Annotated in this window: 17 protein-coding genes and 2 pseudogenes; 5 read left to right on the forward strand and 14 right to left on the reverse strand. The window is 43.1% G+C overall.

Going from position 1 to position 15870, the window contains the following annotated elements:
- Positions 1 to 129: 129 nt before the first annotated feature.
- On the reverse strand, positions 130 to 1944 hold the full coding sequence (locus FTV12_RS03740) for a tetratricopeptide repeat protein (RefSeq protein WP_166136346.1): 1815 nt from the start codon (positions 1942 to 1944) through the stop codon (positions 130 to 132).
- Between the two features lie 102 nt (positions 1945 to 2046).
- Positions 2047 to 2817 carry a ThiF family adenylyltransferase gene (locus FTV12_RS03745; protein WP_166136343.1) on the reverse strand — a complete coding sequence of 257 codons (771 nt, stop codon included), beginning with the start codon at positions 2815 to 2817 and terminating at the stop codon, positions 2047 to 2049.
- Positions 2818 to 3015: 198 nt separating this feature from the next.
- On the opposite strand from FTV12_RS03745, the gene FTV12_RS03750 reads away from it, so the two are divergent.
- Positions 3016 to 3264: a hypothetical protein gene (locus FTV12_RS03750; protein WP_159124233.1), complete on the forward strand. Its 249-nt coding sequence runs from the start codon at positions 3016 to 3018 to the stop codon at positions 3262 to 3264.
- A gap of 35 nt (positions 3265 to 3299) precedes the next feature.
- Here FTV12_RS03750 and orn read toward each other — a convergent pair whose 3' ends face one another.
- Positions 3300 to 3854: an oligoribonuclease gene (orn, locus tag FTV12_RS03755; RefSeq protein ID WP_004782074.1), complete on the reverse strand. Its 555-nt coding sequence runs from the start codon at positions 3852 to 3854 to the stop codon at positions 3300 to 3302.
- Positions 3855 to 3978: 124 nt separating this feature from the next.
- On the opposite strand from orn, the gene rsgA reads away from it, so the two are divergent.
- The 4 genes from rsgA to secB all read left to right on the forward strand — a co-directional run bounded on the left by rsgA (position 3979) and on the right by secB (position 6308).
- Positions 3979 to 5037 (forward strand): ribosome small subunit-dependent GTPase A, encoded by a 1059-nt coding sequence (rsgA, locus tag FTV12_RS03760; protein WP_179992385.1) that lies wholly within the window; start codon positions 3979 to 3981, stop codon positions 5035 to 5037.
- A 93-nt stretch (positions 5038 to 5130) separates the two neighbouring features.
- Positions 5131 to 5538: a rhodanese-like domain-containing protein gene (locus FTV12_RS03765; protein ID WP_005232169.1), complete on the forward strand. Its 408-nt coding sequence runs from the start codon at positions 5131 to 5133 to the stop codon at positions 5536 to 5538.
- Between the two features lie 21 nt (positions 5539 to 5559).
- Positions 5560 to 5814, forward strand: a complete 255-nt coding sequence (gene grxC, locus FTV12_RS03770; RefSeq protein WP_004782071.1) for a glutaredoxin 3 — start codon at positions 5560 to 5562, stop codon at positions 5812 to 5814.
- A gap of 35 nt (positions 5815 to 5849) precedes the next feature.
- A complete protein-coding gene (gene secB, locus FTV12_RS03775) occupies positions 5850 to 6308 on the forward strand; it encodes a protein-export chaperone SecB (protein ID WP_004782070.1) in 459 nt (152 codons plus the stop codon).
- 51 nt (positions 6309 to 6359) lie between these two features.
- Here the strand turns inward: secB and FTV12_RS03780 are convergent, their stop codons facing one another.
- The 11 genes and pseudogenes from FTV12_RS03780 to FTV12_RS16610 form a co-directional block, all read right to left on the reverse strand.
- Entirely contained in the window at positions 6360 to 6758 is a 399-nt protein-coding gene (locus tag FTV12_RS03780) for a cytochrome b562 (protein ID WP_180033515.1), read from the reverse strand.
- Positions 6759 to 6947: 189 nt separating this feature from the next.
- Positions 6948 to 7754 (reverse strand): enoyl-ACP reductase, encoded by an 807-nt coding sequence (locus FTV12_RS03785; protein ID WP_179992387.1) that lies wholly within the window; start codon positions 7752 to 7754, stop codon positions 6948 to 6950.
- A gap of 128 nt (positions 7755 to 7882) precedes the next feature.
- A complete protein-coding gene (locus FTV12_RS03790; RefSeq protein WP_180033557.1) occupies positions 7883 to 8704 on the reverse strand; it encodes a TatD family hydrolase in 822 nt (273 codons plus the stop codon).
- On the reverse strand, positions 8701 to 9663 hold the full coding sequence (locus FTV12_RS03795) for an RsiV family protein (protein ID WP_180033516.1): 963 nt from the start codon (positions 9661 to 9663) through the stop codon (positions 8701 to 8703). Before FTV12_RS03795 ends, FTV12_RS03790 begins: the two co-directional genes overlap by 4 nt.
- Before the next feature lie 49 nt (positions 9664 to 9712).
- Positions 9713 to 10540 (reverse strand): hypothetical protein, encoded by an 828-nt coding sequence (locus tag FTV12_RS03800; RefSeq protein WP_180033517.1) that lies wholly within the window; start codon positions 10538 to 10540, stop codon positions 9713 to 9715.
- A gap of 95 nt (positions 10541 to 10635) precedes the next feature.
- Complete coding sequence (locus FTV12_RS03805) at positions 10636 to 12225, reverse strand: peptide chain release factor 3 (RefSeq protein WP_004782060.1); 1590 nt, start codon at positions 12223 to 12225, stop codon at positions 10636 to 10638.
- 158 nt (positions 12226 to 12383) lie between these two features.
- Entirely contained in the window at positions 12384 to 13388 is a 1005-nt protein-coding gene (locus tag FTV12_RS03810) for a Fic family protein (protein ID WP_179990075.1), read from the reverse strand.
- A gap of 7 nt (positions 13389 to 13395) precedes the next feature.
- Positions 13396 to 13614 (reverse strand): annotated as a pseudogene (locus FTV12_RS03815) (hypothetical protein); the annotation flags it as partial.
- A 54-nt stretch (positions 13615 to 13668) separates the two neighbouring features.
- Positions 13669 to 14601 carry an IS5 family transposase gene (locus FTV12_RS03820; protein WP_179990077.1) on the reverse strand — a complete coding sequence of 311 codons (933 nt, stop codon included), beginning with the start codon at positions 14599 to 14601 and terminating at the stop codon, positions 13669 to 13671.
- A 53-nt stretch (positions 14602 to 14654) separates the two neighbouring features.
- Positions 14655 to 14825 (reverse strand): annotated as a pseudogene (locus FTV12_RS03825) (transposase); the annotation flags it as partial.
- Positions 14794 to 15870 carry an OmpA family protein gene (locus tag FTV12_RS16610; RefSeq protein WP_179990079.1) on the reverse strand — a complete coding sequence of 359 codons (1077 nt, stop codon included), beginning with the start codon at positions 15868 to 15870 and terminating at the stop codon, positions 14794 to 14796. The pseudogene FTV12_RS03825 and the gene FTV12_RS16610, both read right to left, overlap by 32 nt.

Raw genomic sequence — 15870 nt, forward strand, 5'->3', positions numbered from 1 at the left:
TTGCTATAGACCACATTTAAGTTTAAATATGAACACCCCGAATCAGACGTATGAGCAAACTAAAACCGAGCTAATTGCTTAACTCGGTTTGAAGTGGAATACTGTCAATCTATTTCAGGACAAGACAGTTTACATATGCAGATAAGCATTTACATTGTTAAGCTGTTCAATAGAAGGCTCATGTCCTAATAGACTGCCTTTTTCCAGCCATTCACGGGCAATTGCAATATCACGTTCTACACCAATACCTTTGGTATATAAGCGCCCCAGATGACTATAAGCATCGGCATTCACCTGCGCAGCCGCTTTATGGTAGCACTGGATTGCCTGATCCAAATTAGCTTCAATACCAATGCCGTGTTCCAAAGCCTCACCTAAAGCATTTAATGCGAGACCATTATGCTGGCTCGCGGCCTGTTGCAGATATTTCAGTCCTAAAGCCGTATCCTGCTCCACCTTTTTGCCTTTTAAATACATTAAGCCTAATTCTTTCTGGGCTTGTGCATCGCCCAATTGAGCTGCCTGATGCAGATAACGTTTTGCCTGTTCCTCATTCACTTCAAAGACTGGATAAAAACCAGAATACGCTTGGTACAGATACCAGGCAGCCTTACTTGATCCTTTCGTCACCGCCTGATTCAAATATTGAATTGCCTTTTCTCGAGTCGGCAGCGGATATTCAGGCAAGCTATAAAAACGTCCGACTATATAAATCAGGTCAGCTTCAGACTGTGCTACAAGTTGCTCTTGCTGTGCAATTGCCTGAATCATTTGGGTAGCTTTAGCCGTATCTTTGGCTATACCTACTCCGTTTAAATAACAGAGTGCCAGGCCCATCTGACTGAAGCCATGATCAGGATCATTTTGCAAAGCATGTTGATAGAGTTCAAATGCTTTCTCCGGTTCATGTGCGACCAGATAGGATTCAAAATATAGTGCAGCAATCAGACTCAAGGCCTGAGAATGCTGGGTTTGTGCTGCTTCAGACCAGTAACGAAATGCCATGGTTTCATTTTTTTGTACATACCAGCCATGAAAATAAGCCAGACCGATCAGGGTTTTGGCCTGTGCATCTTTATGTTCTTTGGACTGCTGTAATAGATGCTTAAACACCCGTTGACGTTGATCAGGATCAATAGTACCGAGTAACACGCCGGCATAGTAATCATATAAACCACTCTGATCACCCAGATGAATACAGCGTTTAATGAAACTCAAAGCCTGCTGTTGATCTTTGGGCAAGATTTTGCCATTTGCATAGGCTTCGGCAATATCCTGATTGGCCGCCAAGTGGTCCTGCTGTGCTGCCAGAAACAGATAGTGAATACCCAGACTTAAATCTTGCGCTGCACCATCTGCCAAATAATATTGGGCTAACTGATACTGTGAATTGGCATGTCCCTGCTCGGCATTTTGAATTAACAGTTGCAGACGTTGCTGTTCTGCAGTGTCATGGTCAGATTCAGCCAGCTCAGTGATGCGATACTGCGCATCCAGATGACCACGCGCGACCGCATGCCGATACCAGTACAAGGCTTTTTCAGGATCATTTAATTGGTATTGATGACCATCATAGATCTGGCCTAAATGATAGGCTGCATCCTCACCACCTAAACTATAAGCTTTTTCAAGAAAGCTTATGGCTTTTTCTATGCTCTGCTCACGCCCTTGTCCGTTTAAGTGCATCAAGGCCATACCTACATAAGCCTGTGGCAATTCCTGCTGCTGGGCCAGTCCCTGATAAATTTGATAGGCACGTTCATAGTCTGGATGATGCGGATCCGTACTTAGACGCGTTGCATACTTCAATTGAGCATCAATCTGCTCAATCCATAGATCATGATGCACGGCTTTGGCCTGATCACGTTTCACCGGATCAGGACGTTTCCACATCCAGATTGCTAAAGCCCCAATCCCCAAAACCAGCACTAGCAAAAACCACATAGCTGCTCCAAAACCAAAAGATTGTTTTTGTTATATGTATAAAAATTCATTTTAAACTTAGCATAAAAAAAAGCACAGATCGTGTGCTTTTTTTTGACTCAATCAGGCTTTAAGTCTTTTACTATCGAGCTTTTTCAATACTTCCGATACCGCAACCATGGCGAAGCTAGATGTCACTACCACTGCAGACCCATAACCACCACAGCGTAAGCCTGCACTTGCACAAACATCCGCACTCGAGAATGGGTTATCGATAGAGTAGACACAAGTGATCCCAAATTTTTCTTTTGGCTTTTTACAGATGCCTTTAGCACGTAATTGCGCACGTAATTTTGCCAGCATTGGATCTTGTTCAGTTTTGGATAAATCGGCTACCCGGATTTTTAAGGGATCCAGTTTACCGCCTGCCCCACCTGACACAATCAAAGGAATCTTGTTAAAACGGCAATGCAGCATCAAGGCAAACTTTGCTTTGACGTCATCGATACAATCCAGAATGATGTCAGGATTTCCTGACAGAATTTCTTTCACATTTTCTGGTGTCAGATAATCGTCAATCAGATTGATCTTGATTCGGGGATTAATCAAACGGCAGCGTTCCGCCATGATTTCGATTTTTTCACATCCTAGCGTCGCCGTCATGGCTGGTAACTGACGGTTAATATTCGATGCTGCGACCACATCCATGTCGACCAGCGTTAGCTCGCCAATCCCGGTACGTGCCAGTGCTTCGACTGCCCATGAACCAACACCGCCAATTCCGATCACCATCACATGACTGTTTTCATAATGATGAAAGCTATCGTCACCATAAATTTTGGCTACACCCGCAAAACGGCGGTCATACTCATCATCTTGAAGCAGATCAGTCATAGGTCATCAATAGCAAGAAAAACACCAGAGCATTTTAGCAAAATCATGGACACTTTACTGCCACTAAAATTCAGATACAAAATCAGTCAAAAAAGCTTTCTTGTGCCATCGTTAACACACGTAAAATCGATCAAATTACCATCATAATAATCTTCACAATATTTCAATTATTATTGTCCTAAAGGGAGCCAGATCAGCATGCTATTTAACGCCCTTTTTGCCCTGATGGTTTTCCTGTTCCTGCTCTATCTTTACGGTTTAACCTTTAAAAAGCAGAAAAATTATTATCTCAGTATCATGATCCGTATCCTGACTTTGGGATTATTTGCTTTGATTATCTTGGATCAATATGAAACCCAAACCCATCTTGCTCTGGTGCTTCTGACCTGGGTACTGTTTGAAAGCAGTGAAAACTTTTATCACAAGAAACTTTCTGCCAAGCAATAAAAAAGAAGCTTTCGCCTCTTTTTTATTTGCTCGGATTATTTATTCATAATGAAGAAATATTCACGATAATATTTCAGTTCAGCAATCGAATCACGGATATCATCCATCGCTAGATGCGAAGCATTTTTCTTCAGACCACTCATGATTTCAGGGCGCCAGCGTTTTGCCAGCTCTTTTACTGAAGATACGTCTAGATTACGGTAATGGAAATACTGTTCCAGTTCAGGCATTAAACGGTGCAGAAAGCGACGGTCCTGACAGATCGAGTTACCACACATCGGCGATACTTTTGGATTGACCCATTTTTTCAGGAATTCAATCGTTTCACGTTCTGCATCCTGAGCAGTCAATTTACTGCGGCGTACACGCTCAATCAGGCCAGACTGACCATGCTGGCGAGTATTCCACTCGTCCATCGCATTCAGGATACGGTCAGATTGATGCACAGCTAGCACGGGCCCTTCGGCAAGAATATTTAGGTTATCGTCCGTTACAATCGTGGCAACTTCAATAATCTGGTCATTATCTGTATCCAGACCTGTCATTTCCAGGTCAATCCAAATCAGGCGGCTATCCGGGGTGCTGCTCATAAATGTGCAATCTTATTAGGCTATAAAACATTTATAGTAGCAAATTTATTACGTCGATGCTGTAACTGACACCCCGCTTCATGCTATTTTTGCCATCTCGCTCCCATGGTTTTTTAGGATTTGAATGGCTTTAATACGTAAACGTCGTTTAACTGAACAACAACAACGTCGTATTCAAAAACAGCACAAAACGCGTCAGGAAGAGATCGATACCTCTCAAGACCTGGAAGGACTGGTCGTGCAGCATTATGGCCGCCAGCTTGAAGTCCAGGCCTTGTCTGTACCTGAACAGCATCCTGAAAAACCGGTCGTGGCTGAAGGTGAACCTGAGCCATTCTGGAAGCCGATTGAACTAGGGAGTGTCTGGCGCTGCCATACCCGAACTAACCTGGAATTGCTGGTAACAGGTGACCGGGTCAAATGGCAGGCTGATCCCAATACCGGACTCGGCATTATTACAGCGATTCATCCACGTACCTCTTTGCTGACCCGTCCTGACCGTTACCACAAGGTTAAACCGGTTGCCGCCAATATTTCCCTGATTGTGATTGTCTTTGCGCCATTGCCTGAGCCAGCACCGGGTTTGATTGACCGTTATCTGGTGGCTTGCGCAGATGCAGAGATTCCAGCACTTTTAGTTCTGAATAAATCCGATTTGCTCAAGGAAAATGATCCGATTCTGGATTTGCTTAAAGAATATAAAGATTTGGGTTATGAAGTTATGCAAACCCAGTCCGATGGCGATCTGACAGAACTATCCGCTCGTCTGAATGAGGAAACTGTAGCGTTTGTCGGTCAGTCTGGTGTAGGTAAAAGCACGCTGATTAATGCGATCGTCCCGGATGCTGCACAGAAAACTAATGTCATTTCTGAAAACTCGGCACTGGGTCAGCATACGACGACCTCCACACGTCTGATTTCCTTTGGCGATGGCGCTGCTCTCATCGACTCACCAGGGATTCGTGAATTTGGTCTCTGGCATCTGACCTTGGATAAAGTCCAAAGTGGTTTTCCGGAAATTGAAAACTTGCTCGGTCACTGCCAGTTCCGTAACTGCACACATAAGCATGAAAAGCAGTGTGCCTTACGTCAGGCAGCATCAACAGGGGAAATTTTGCCGCGCCGACTGGAAAGCTATTTACGTTTAATCGGCGAAATTAACGAAGCGCAGCAAAAAAATTAATTTTCTTAAGGCTTAGCCCTTGAAGCGGTGATTTTGATCACCATATTTATGAGCTATACTCTTGGCAATTTTAAAATTGTAATTAGGTGAATTGTGGAACGTTGGTTCGAGTTTATGGGGAATCACCCCTTCTTGTTTGGAACACTCGCGGTACTCGTGGTTGTCTTCTTCATTATCGAAGGTCAACGTAATGGTCGCAAAATCTCTCCGCAATCGCTGGGAATTTTAGTTAAAGCAAAAAATGCCATGCTGATTGATTTACGTGATGCCAAAGACTTCCGTGAAGGTCACATCAGTGGTAGCCGTAACATTCCATATAGCCAAATTACAAAACACGTTGATGAGTTAAAAGCATCTGATCGCCCGTTGGTGTTCATTTGTAATCTTGGGCAAGTTGCAGGTTCTGCGCTTCAACAGGTAGGTCATGCAGATGCCTACCGTCTGGATGGCGGCATTACAAACTGGAAAGCTCAAGGTTTACCTTTGGTGAAAAGCAAATAATCTGCGAACAGGAGATTGATCATGGCTGAAGTTACTATTTATTCGACGACAGTATGTCCGTATTGTATCCGTGCAAAACAGCTCCTTGAGCGCAAAGGTGTTGCATTCAAAGAAATTAATTTATCGAATGAAGCCCCTGAAGTGCGTCTTGAATTGATGCAACGCACCAATCATCGTACCGTGCCACAGATTTTTATTAATGAACAATTTATCGGCGGTTTTGATCAACTTTATGCCCTAGAGCGTGAAGGCAAACTAGACGAATTATTGGCTTAATTTACTAAAACCTACCTCATATCAAGGATTAAAGAATGAGTGAAGAACAACAAGCTCAACCACAATTGGCATTAGAGCGTATTTACACTAAAGATATTTCTTTTGAAGTTCCTGGGGCACAAGTTTTTACCAAGCAATGGCAACCTGAGTTAAACATCAACCTTTCTTCTTCTGCAGAAAAAATTGATCCGACTCATTTTGAAGTGGCTTTAAAAGTTGTGGTTCAAGCAACCAATGAAGGTGATACAGCGTTTATCGTTGACGTGACTCAAGCAGGGATTTTCCTGATTGATGGCGTGGAAGAAGAGCGTCTGCCATACATTCTTGGTGCTTACTGCCCGAACATTCTGTTCCCGTTCCTTCGTGAAGCGGTGAATGATATGGTCACTAAAGGTAGCTTCCCGCAATTGCTGCTTACTCCAATCAACTTCGATGCTGAATTTGAAGCGAACATGCAACGTGCGCAAGCTGCTGCTGTTGAAGGTCAAGCTTAATCACTTGATCTTGAAGTTAAAAAAGACCGCAATTGCGGTCTTTTTTATGGCTTATTTAAAGGCTTGATGCCCCTGCTTTTTAATCTGATCCATTTTCACTGTGAGGGTTTGGGCTTTGGCTAGCTGATTGGCTGCAACAAGTTGCTCAGCTTGTTTAATCTCTTTCAATAAGTCAGTTAACAATCCCTGATAAGCCGTAACTTTTGCATCTTTGGATTTTAGCTTTTGTAGACCTGAGGGTAAATTTTTCTGGCAGACTTCCACAGATTTTTGCATGCCTTGCAATGCTGCCCGCGCCTCTTTGCTATCCTTGGCAGATTTGAAATTTTTTAAATGATGGTCAAGTTCATGCATATTGTCATGATAGTGATTGTCTGCTGCCATGCCCGACGTGGTGATCCCCACAGTTCCCATCACAAAAATCATGCTGATTAAAAAATTTTTAAACATCCTTAATTGTCCTGTATTGTTTTTATATTAAGCATCTTAGTGGGAAAGTCCTGAAAGATAAATTATTTTGATCCAAATTCTTGTATCACTTGTCATCAGACTTACATCATTAACAATTAGAGTTAAAAATAAAAAACCCTCAAAAACTTGAGGGTTTTTCTCTGCTGAGAATTAATCTCTTAAAGCGACTTATTCTGCATCCAGCATCAGTTCAGCACTCATGCCCACTGTATTATAACCAGCATCGACATACATGATTTCACCAGTAATCCCGTTCGCCCATGGTGAGCACAGGAACAATGCTGCATTACCGACATCTTCAATGGTCACATTGCGTTTTAGTGGAGCCACTTTTTCATTTAGGTCCAGCATTTTACGGAACGATTTAATACCAGACGCTGCTAATGTACGGATTGGGCCGGCTGAGATCGCATTGACACGAATACCTTCTGCGCCCAAGCTAGATGCCAGGTAACGTACACCTGCCTCTAAAGAAGCTTTCGCCAGACCCATCACATTGTAGTTTGGCATCACACGCTCAGAACCTTGATAAGTCAGCGTTAACAGGCAGCCTTGACGTGCAGCCAGTAATGGCTTCGCAGCGCGTGCCATCGCGATAAAGCTGTAAGCACTGATGTCATGGGCAATCTTAAAGCCTTCGCGATCCGTCACGTCAGTGAAATCACCATCTAAAGTATGTGCTGGTGCGAAACCGATTGAATGTACGACGCCATCCAGACCATCCCAGTGTTTTGCCAGTTCTGCAAATGCATTGTCAATTTCAGCATCTATGGCCACATCACAAGGAAAAACCAATTCCGAACCGAATTGTGCAGCAAAATCATCTACACGTTTTTTCAGCTTTTCATTTGGATAAGTAAAAGCGAGTTCTGCACCTTCACGATGTAATGCCTGAGCAATACCAAAAGCAATTGATAATTTACTTGCAATACCTGCGATCAAGAAGCGCTTACCCGCCAATAGTCCTTGTGCCATGTGAATCTCACTCAAAATAATTTATATGCATGATGCCAAGTCTAAAGCATTTTAGAAATTGCATAATGCACCTTTTTTCACTGGATCATACATTGAAATACGCTTTCCGACCGATGTAGGGTTTTATCTTAGATCGCCAGATGTAAAGCCTGATGGGTGTTTTTCCAGAGCTGCTGTGCCAGTTCATCCTGATCCATATGCAGACTCTTGGCCAAGCCTTGCAGGACATAAGGCAGATTGGCAGGCGTATTGCGAGTCCGCTGTTCTGTCGAATGCTGGCAACATAAGGGCGTCATGTCCGGACAATCGGTTTCAAGTACCAGATGTTCCGGTCCTACCTGCTGTACCACCTGATGCAGTTTTTTGGCATTCGGATTGGTGATTTGTCCTGTTATTCCAAGCTTGAAGCCCAGCTTGATAAAGGCTTTGGCTTCTTCAATCCCGCCACCAAAGGCATGGGCAATACCGCCCTGTTTAAACTGATGCTGTTTTAGAATCTGTAAAACATCGGCATGAGATTTGCGGATATGCAGTAACACAGGTTTATCAAACTGCTGCGCCAGTTCCAGCTGTGCAGCAAAAAAATCTTTCTGTTTCTGAAAAAGTTCCGGCTGTTTATGCCGTTTATCGAAAGTATCCAGACCAATTTCACCAATGGCAATACAAGGCTCTGTGCTTAATAACTGCTCCAGATCCTGTAAATGCTCTAGTTGATGCTGCTCAATATAAAATGGATGCAGGCCGGGTGCCAGATGACTTTGAGGCGCATTGTCTAACTGATTAATAAAATGATGCGTCTGCAATAAATCCTTAAACCGGCTCTGTAAAAAACCGATTAAAACCAGATGCTCCACCCCTGCTGCTTTGGATGCATAAGCCAGCTGTTTCCGATCATGATCAAAATCGGGAACATCAAAATGGGTATGGGTATCAAATAACGAAACCATCAGCGTGCTTTGGCAGGAGTTGCAGGCTGGGCTTCTGAAGCAGCGTTCTCTGTTTGAGGCAGATATTCAGGTTTCAAAATGCCATTCAACTGTTCATAAGGAATGACCAGACGTGGCAAACCGACCACATAAGGACCAATCTCATATTCGGCATATTGCAGTGCCAATCCATGTTTAGACAGATAGAAATTATCAGTCAGTTTGAATTTCCAAGCCTGTTCATATTCAGCTACATCATTGGCCAGTTTGGATTCCATCACCCAGGCTTTAAAAGCCTCATAAGCTTTGGCTTCAAGTTGAGCCTTTTGTTTAGGCAGAATGATATCGTCCAGCTTAATCAGCTTTTTCTGCTCAAGGTCAAAATTGTAGTAAGTCTGAGCAGAAGCGCCATGCGCACCACCGAGATAATGGGTACTGTTTAAGACCACAGTCGCGAGTGGATCGCCAGACTGCAGAATTCTCGGTTTGATCATCAGGCTGATACTATGGCTGGCACTGAGTGCTTTCAACTCCTTATCCAGATTCAGGAAAGTCTGCATATGCGGCTGAATCTGCTGTTCAAGCTGCTGTTTTGGAGTTTTGACATTGGCTAATGCGGTTTGCGGTTCGGAAGCAGCGGCTTCAGCTTCACTGGCAGCCGATGGTTTCGCCGGTTCAATCGCATCAATAGACAAAATACCCTGTAGCTGCTGCAGAATCTGCTGATCTATCCATTCATCAATAAATGGCTGATTGCTTTTCAATCGCTCAATAGAAATCTCAGGACAGTTTTTTCCTTCACATTCAGGCATGGCCAGTTTCAGCTTCTCAGTATCACCGCTCAGCTTCAGCACTTCAGGCTGAGCCTGTACCACTTCAGGCGCAGCAGGCTCTTTTGGCTCTCTTTCCTTAGGCTGGCAGGCACTCAGCAAAACCGCCGATGCCAATACTGACAGACATAAAACATTCTTATAATTTGACATGCATTAACCTTTGTTCAACATCATCATTTATCCTTGCAGGACCTACCTGTTAGAACATATTCTGATAAATATCCACTTTCAAGACTTGTTGTGTTTGTTCTTTGGTTAAATAGATGTCCAGTTGTTTGGCATCTTTGCTAATTTCCTGACTACGATAATGTAGACCAATTCCTTCCTGATCAAAGAACCAGTCCGCCTGCCCCCAATACAGTTTTTTTGGAGCTTTCTGCTGGACTTCTGCATTATTGTCCTTTAACCATTTTTGGTAAGCCTGCTGCACAATTTGGTCCATCTGCAATTGCTGCTCAGGATTGATAATATCCAGTGGACTGAGTATTTTTTGCTGCACACGGTCAGCCACAAAGAAATAGTAGCGTTCTTTGACGCGGATGTTTTCCTGAGTGCTGTCTACCCCAATTTGCATTAACACAAATTGATTGCGCTGATAAGGAATACGGGTATACAGCGATAACTCATAGGCCTTGTTCAGTTTGAGCTGGGCTTGCCAGGCATCGGATTTTTTTACATAGGCATTAACCGCCTGCTGCAGGCTCATATCCTGCTTTAGGCCAATTTGATCCTGAATCACTTTTGCCTGCTGCTTTTCAATAGACTGGTTTAGCCAGGAATCAGCTGTCTTTAAGGTCTGAATATCCAGATTAATACAGTTTTTAGTTTCACAAAATGGCAAGGCAATATCGGCCGATTTCTCCTGAATATTCAGGTAAGGCAAAACTTTGGCTTTTTCTTCAGGGGTGACTGCTGCAGATTTTTTCTGTTCTGTAGCTGGCTGTTTTTTTTCATTTTTATCACATGCTCCAAGTAACAAACTACAGCCAATGACTGAACCGAGCAGGATTTCCTTACTAAACTTCATGATTTTTTAGAGATATAAGTAATGAGTCGTCTAAATGTAGCACAAAATAAAACAGCTTCCGGAGAAGCTGTTTAACATTTTCCAAGCCTGAAGGCTTAGTGTTCGCGTGTGTTACGGAATACGATATCCGGATAACGTTCCTGCATCAGCTGTAAGTTTACTCGGCTTGGTGCAAGATAAGTCAAATGACCACCACCATCAACAGATAACTGGTCATGGGCTTTTTTCTTGAATTCATTAAATTTCTTCTCATCTTCGCAAGATACCCAACGTACTGTATTGATGCTCACCGGCTCATAAATACAGTCCACCTTGTACTCTTCTTTCAGACGATACGCTACCACTTCGAACTGCAGCACACCCACAGCACCGACAATCAGGTCATTGCTGTTTTGTGGCATGAAGACCTGAGTTGCACCTTCTTCAGACAGCTCTTTCAAACCTTTTTGCAGCTGTTTTGACTTCAATGGATCTTTCAGACGGACACGGCGGAACATTTCCGGTGCAAAGTGCGGAATACCAGTAAATTGCAGTTTTTCACCTGAAGTGAAGGTATCACCGATCTGGATGGTACCGTGGTTATGCAGACCAATAATATCGCCCGGCCATGCTTCTTCCAGATGCTGACGGTCACCGGCCAGGAAGGTCAAGGCATCACTAATGCGGATATCTTTATCGATACGCACATGCTTCATTTTCATGCCTTTTTCATACTTACCTGAACAGATTCGCATGAAAGCAATACGGTCACGGTGTTTCGGGTCCATATTGGCCTGAATCTTGAAGATAAAGCCTGTGAAACCTTCTTCATCCGCCTCTACTTTACGGTCTTGAGTTGGATGCGCTTTTGGAGGCGGTGCATATTCGCTAAATGTATCCAGAACATGGTCGACACCGAAGTTCCCCAAAGCAGTACCGAACAGCACTGGAGTTTGACGGCCTGCCAGGAATTCTTCGCGATCTAATGGCTCATTGGCCATTTGTACCAGTTCCAACGATTCTTCAAATGCCGCCCAAGCCAGCTCACCGACTTTTTCACGTAAGTCTGCATGGTCATAGCCATCACGAACTTCGATATCAGTAATCACTGAACCAAAACCGGCTTTATAGACATAGAACTTTTCTTCAAGCAGATTATAGACGCCAGCGAAGTCACGTCCTGTACCGAGTGGCCAGGTAATCGGCACACATTTAATTTTCAGGACATTTTCAATTTCATCCAGCAGCTCTAAAGGCTCACGGATTTCACGGTCCATTTTGTTGACGAAAGAAATGATCGGTGTGTCACGCATACGACACACTTCCATCAATTTAATGGTACGTTCCTCGACACCTTTTGCACCATCAATCACCATCAGCGCCGAGTCTACCGCGGTTAGGGTACGGTAAGTATCTTCCGAGAAATCTTCATGCCCCGGGGTATCCAGCAGGTTAATCATCTTGTCCTTGAACGGGAACTGCATGACGGACGTGGTGATCGAAATCCCACGCTCTTTTTCCATTTCCATCCAGTCAGAAGTGGCTGCACGATCCGATTTACGGCTTTTCACCATACCTGCAACCTGAATGGCCTGACCCCATAACAGCAGTTTTTCTGTCATGGTGGTTTTACCGGCATCGGGGTGGGAAATAATAGCAAAGGTTCTACGAGCCTTTACCTCTCTAGCTAATTGATCTTTAAACATGAGAAAAATCTACAATATGTACACAGTTATGTACACATTTCTAAATATGTACTAAAACTGAAAAAGTGGGAATTCAAAATTGGCGTAATTGTAGCAGATTTGAATAGGATTTTACTGATTGCGGATATGTCTTGATTTATCCACAATTGAAAGTATTGTTATCTTTTTAATCTATATCTTTGCTTCGGACTTTTCGGCTTATCAGGAATGGTGCGTTTAATCAGACCAGCTTCTATTGCAGGATTTAAGTAATTCCTTTGGAATGTTGCTCGATGAGTTAATCCAACCAATTGCATCAATTCAGCTAAAGTATAATCTTCTTGCTTCATTGCAGAAAGTAAACGCTGAACTTGGTCGCTCACTTGTACGTTAACTTGAGCGGTAACATGATCGCTATCTTGAGCGGTATCAGTTGAACTAAGAATGGCATCTAAAATCATGTGTAAGATGAATTCTATAAACGGGGCTGAATCAGTACGATCTGTACTTGCTTGCAACGCTTCGTAATAAGCTTTTTGATTTTGGTAAATCAAGCTTTCAACAGGAATATTGGCAAAGATTGGATTCCATCTACTTAAAATCAATGTCTGCCACAACCTCCCCATTCGACCATTACCATCTGCGAATGGATGAATAAACTCAAACTCATAATGGAATACTGAACTTTGAATCAGTGGATGTATATCGCTGTCATTCAACCAATTAAGTAAATCAGCCATCAAACGGTTAATCTGATTCGCAGGTGGAGCCATATGCACTACTCGATCACCTGACATTACACCGACACCACCATGACGATACTGACCGACTTCATCAATTAAGCCTGTCATTAAAATTTGGTGCGCTTGTAATAGGTCTTTTCCTTGGCTTGGTTGCCACTGCTGAAATGCTTCATAGGCTTTAATGGCATTACGTACTTCCTGAACTTCTTTCGGAGGTGCAATCACAGTCTTACCATTTAGAATCGCCGTGATTTGTTCTGTACTTAACGTATTCCCTTCTATTGCAAGAGAACCTTGAATAGTACGGATACGATTGGCTTTTCTGAGTTTTAAGCTGTCCTGAATTTCCTCTAAAACAGTCAAACGCCCTATATTTTCACTGATCTGAGCAATCAGATGAATGATTTTTGAGGTGATGGTATAAGGCGGTTGGTATTTCATAATAGACCTACTTTGGTAAATTTATTTTTGAATGAAGTTCACAGCTTTCACCCCAAGCAATTAAGCGTCCTTCAAACTCAGGAACTAAAAATTCAATAAATTGATTTAAATCATGTTTATAAATTTTAAACTCTTCTGGCTGTTGAACATATTTTTTATAACGCTCTTTCCATTTACCCGAACTATCTCTCTCGTTTAATAAATCGGGTTTGCCTGTTACTTTTAAAGGGCTTTGTTGCACAAAGATTTGAAATGCAAAGCGCCCCTAATTGAGCTAAATTTAAGGCGTAACTCGGGTAAGTGGTCGACCTAATTCCGTAAATCTGTTAAGGACTGCTACACGTGCATGGATTTCATTCACTTGGCTATCAAAACTCCTTGCACTGAGTTTATCTCCTAATAATTTGATGCAATGCATCTTAGTTTCAACCAAACTGCGGCGATGATAGCCTGACCATTTTTTCCATATTGTCCTGCCTAAACATTTAATTGTTCGAAGTAAGTCATTTCGCTCTAGCGAGCTACTCTTTGTATCTTTCCATGGTTTCGCATTTTTTCTAGGTGGAATCACTGCATGCCCTTGCCGATCTGCAATGACCTGACGGCATTGCTTGGTGTCATAAGCTCCATCGGTATAAACAGAGTCAATCTGCTCATCTTGTGGAATCTGATTAAGTAAATCAGTAAGCACCTGTGAATCACTGACATTATTGGTTGTAAGCTGAACTGCTCGTATTTGTAGGGTTTTAGCATCTATACCAATATGAAGTTTACGCCATTGGCGACGATATTCAGGTCCATGTTTCTTGCGTTTCCATTCGCCCTCACCTAGAAACTTCATGCCTGTAGAGTCCATGAGTAGATGCAGCCCATCGCTACTTTTTTGGTAGCTGATTACAATATCAATATGCTTTTGTCTTCTACAAAGCGTGGTGTAATCTGGAGCTATCCAATTTAATCCGCAAAGTTTAATCAGACTTTGCACAAAGCCAGTAACCATACGTAAAGACAGACGAAATAAGGATTTAATCATTAAGCAGCATTGGATGGCTGCGTCGGAGTAGGTTTGATTTCGCCCTTGTTTGCCTTTTGATGGCGCATACCATTGCGTAGCAGGATCAAACCAAATGGCAATATTTCCGCGACTCATGAGTGCTCGGTTATATGCGGGCCAATTGGTTGTGCGGTAGATTTTGTGTGTAGGCTTCTTCATTTGAAAATTATATCGCTGAAAAAGCCTTTACAGATAGGTTTGTGCAACAAAGCCCATTCTATTACTTGTTCTTTAACTGCATCCGTCACTTTGGAAATAAGCGTTGGGGAGACGTCCGCATCGTACATTTCCTTGAATGTGGCAACAATATCTCGTGTCGTCATGCCTTTAGCGTATAGGGATAGGATTTGGCTATCCATTTGTGTGATACGGGTTTTCATTTTTAATCAGCTGGGTCTTACCTTTTGCCTCTGTCGCAATACGATTTAGGGCAACACCTTGCTGAGTTAGATATTGAGATACTGCCTGCGCACGACGCAAGGACAATTTTAAATTATATTGTTCATTTGCCTGCTGATTGGTAAATCCATACAGTGTCAAGGTGTAAGCTGGATGTGCTGTTAGGAAGTTCACGATCTGATTGAGCACATTGATGGAATCTTGCGATAAAACTGCCTGATCCAAAGCAAAATGTACAACATTCGGCACAGGTTGATCAGCAACCTGGCTATTTTCAGAGATGACTGTTTTTTGTTGTGGCGACCAAATCGGCCATGTTCCGACCACACCATGACATCCCTGCTCACTGCCATTCAGTTCCTGTAAAGATGGATAACTAATTTTCGGAAGCTGTTGAGGAACATCTGCACTGCAACTAAACGCCCGACTATTTGCCTGATCAATTAAGCGCTGTGCTGATAAAAACAGCTCCCGTGAATGTCGCCAGCCCAACTCACAATGTTCAGCGGCTGCCCAGGCCAGCATCACCTCTGCCTGTGCAATCTGAGACTGGGCACAGGAAAAACCTGCATGCTGTTTCAATAATTCAGTATTTGCCCATAAATCCCGACGCATTACACTTGAGGTAGACAGAATCGGTGTGGTTAAACTTAACTGCTTAGCCTGACCTTGCTCTAATGCCACTATAATCATTTCCGCCTGGGCAAGGGCCTCCTTTCGCGCAACCGTTGCACTTTTTTCACTTCCCTCATGGGCTGCATAAGTCAACCATGCGGCTGCTTTGACAGCATGATAACGTTCAATTCCCTGTTCATTCAAAAAAGGAACGAGACGTGTTTGCAAGGCAGCAACCTGTTGATCTTTTGGATTATAAATACCTGACTGGGCTGTAGTATCTGGAGAATCTTGCGCCATAACAGGTGCAGCCAAATGATCAGGATTTTTTGCCCAAACCATCACGCTCCAGCAAACCACAACAGTTGCAGCACCACGATAAAATTGACGCAAGGCAGGTGTGACATATTTCAT

The organism is Acinetobacter sp. YH12233, from assembly GCF_013417725.1.
Taxonomy (GTDB): domain Bacteria; phylum Pseudomonadota; class Gammaproteobacteria; order Pseudomonadales; family Moraxellaceae; genus Acinetobacter.

What these genes read in the sequence shown, in the direction of transcription:
- FTV12_RS03805 (WP_004782060.1), bottom strand. Translation starts at nt 12,225, where the DNA reads ATGTTTAAAGATCAATTAGCTAGAGAGGTAAAGGCTCGTAGAACCTTT.
- FTV12_RS03820 (WP_179990077.1), bottom strand. Translation starts at nt 14,601, where the DNA reads ATGAAGAAGCCTACACACAAAATCTACCGCACAACCAATTGGCCCGCA.
- FTV12_RS16610 (WP_179990079.1), bottom strand. Translation starts at nt 15,870, where the DNA reads ATGAAATATGTCACACCTGCCTTGCGTCAATTTTATCGTGGTGCTGCA.
- orn (WP_004782074.1), bottom strand. Translation starts at nt 3,854, where the DNA reads ATGAGCAGCACCCCGGATAGCCGCCTGATTTGGATTGACCTGGAAATG.
- FTV12_RS03810 (WP_179990075.1), bottom strand. Translation starts at nt 13,388, where the DNA reads ATGAAATACCAACCGCCTTATACCATCACCTCAAAAATCATTCATCTG.
- FTV12_RS03745 (WP_166136343.1), bottom strand. Translation starts at nt 2,817, where the DNA reads ATGACTGATCTGCTTCAAGATGATGAGTATGACCGCCGTTTTGCGGGT.
- FTV12_RS03795 (WP_180033516.1), bottom strand. Translation starts at nt 9,663, where the DNA reads ATGTCAAATTATAAGAATGTTTTATGTCTGTCAGTATTGGCATCGGCG.
- FTV12_RS03740 (WP_166136346.1), bottom strand. Translation starts at nt 1,944, where the DNA reads ATGTGGTTTTTGCTAGTGCTGGTTTTGGGGATTGGGGCTTTAGCAATC.
- FTV12_RS03780 (WP_180033515.1), bottom strand. Translation starts at nt 6,758, where the DNA reads ATGTTTAAAAATTTTTTAATCAGCATGATTTTTGTGATGGGAACTGTG.
- FTV12_RS03800 (WP_180033517.1), bottom strand. Translation starts at nt 10,540, where the DNA reads ATGAAGTTTAGTAAGGAAATCCTGCTCGGTTCAGTCATTGGCTGTAGT.
- rsgA (WP_179992385.1), top strand. Translation starts at nt 3,979, where the DNA reads ATGGCTTTAATACGTAAACGTCGTTTAACTGAACAACAACAACGTCGT.
- FTV12_RS03750 (WP_159124233.1), top strand. Translation starts at nt 3,016, where the DNA reads ATGCTATTTAACGCCCTTTTTGCCCTGATGGTTTTCCTGTTCCTGCTC.
- grxC (WP_004782071.1), top strand. Translation starts at nt 5,560, where the DNA reads ATGGCTGAAGTTACTATTTATTCGACGACAGTATGTCCGTATTGTATC.
- FTV12_RS03785 (WP_179992387.1), bottom strand. Translation starts at nt 7,754, where the DNA reads ATGGCACAAGGACTATTGGCGGGTAAGCGCTTCTTGATCGCAGGTATT.
- secB (WP_004782070.1), top strand. Translation starts at nt 5,850, where the DNA reads ATGAGTGAAGAACAACAAGCTCAACCACAATTGGCATTAGAGCGTATT.